Origin of the sequence: Corynebacterium sp. HMSC30G07 (genome assembly GCF_001806945.1) — a bacterium.
Lineage (GTDB): Bacteria > Actinomycetota > Actinomycetes > Mycobacteriales > Mycobacteriaceae > Corynebacterium > Corynebacterium riegelii.
On the sequence record NZ_KV786479.1, the window covers coordinates 1 to 1,228 of the forward strand.

A 1,228-nucleotide genomic window follows, 5' to 3' on the forward strand; every position below is an offset into this window, starting at 1 on the left:
AGGGTCTTGGTCAGTTCACGCCGTTCTACAACAATTCCTTCCTCCCGCGTAGCCAGTACGTGTTCAACGGTGAGGGCAAGTGGGCCGGTGGCATGGTCTACGGCGCTGGTGAGCACTACCTGTTGGAGAACCGCCACGTTATTTACTCTGACTACGTCGTCTTCGATGTGCTCGAGTACGACACGCGCAAGAACCCTGCGAAGCCAGGAGCCAAGGTTGAGACCAAGACTGCTGGCCTGCCAGGCAAGTGGGTTGATGGTTTGCAGTACCAGATTGAATGGGTAAACCAGGAGACCGGCAAGGTTGAGAAGACCTGTGATCCGGTGGATCCGCAGCCAAACGGCACCATTCCGTCCTGCCAGCTTGACACCGCGGGTGTTGAGTCCACGACGACGTTCACTGCGTACCTGTACCCAGTCAACAAGGAGACCAAGGCACGTGGTCAGGCTATCGCTGCTGATGCGTTCACGGTCCTGGTCGGTTGGCAGCCACATTACGAGGAGACCAAGGCTAAGCCTGGCGAGGAAGCGAAGTCCCAGGCTCCGACTTTCGATAACACGGAGACCGATGACGTTGAGAAGCTCAGCGCTGAAGAGCTGAAGAACCAGGACGCTTCCAAGGAAGCGAATAAGTTCGAGCTGCCGAAGGGCTTTGAGGCTCCGGAGGGCTTCGCTAAGGATGCCATCAAGGTTGATCCGAAGACCGGCGAGGTTTCCGTAACCTTCCCTGCGGATGCAGCCAACAAGGACAGCGTTGAGGTGCCGGTGAAGGTCACCTACAAGGACGGCACGACCGCAACTGGTACTGCACGCTTCGTCGTTGAGTCGACCGACCGTCACTCTGACAAGCTTGTGCCGGAGTACACGCCTGGTTCTGGTCAGCCTGGCCAGAAGGCCACGGTTAACAAGCCGGAGTTCAAGGAAGCTGATGAGAACGGTGAGCCTTCCGACAAGGGTGCTAAAAAGCCGGACGGCACCACGTTTGCTCCGGACGAGAGCAAGAAGCCGACCTACACCGATAAGGATGGCAACCAGAAGGACCTTCCGAAGAACGACGCAAAGGTCGACGTGAACACCGGTGAGATCACCGTTACGGTTCCGAAAGATGCTCAGCCAGGTACTGACATCACCGTTCCGGTTAGGGTGACTTACCCGGATGGTTCGACTGACGACGTCACCGTTACCGTCACGGTTGAGGAGCCTGCGAAGAAGCCGGATTGGGAGAACAC

1 protein-coding gene is annotated in these 1,228 nt (G+C 57.4%); it reads left to right on the plus strand.

The genetic code is table 11. The features are described 5' to 3' along the window. On the plus strand, positions 1-1,228 hold a 1,228-nt coding region (locus tag HMPREF3104_RS10170), incomplete at both ends, for a YPDG domain-containing protein (protein WP_210386501.1).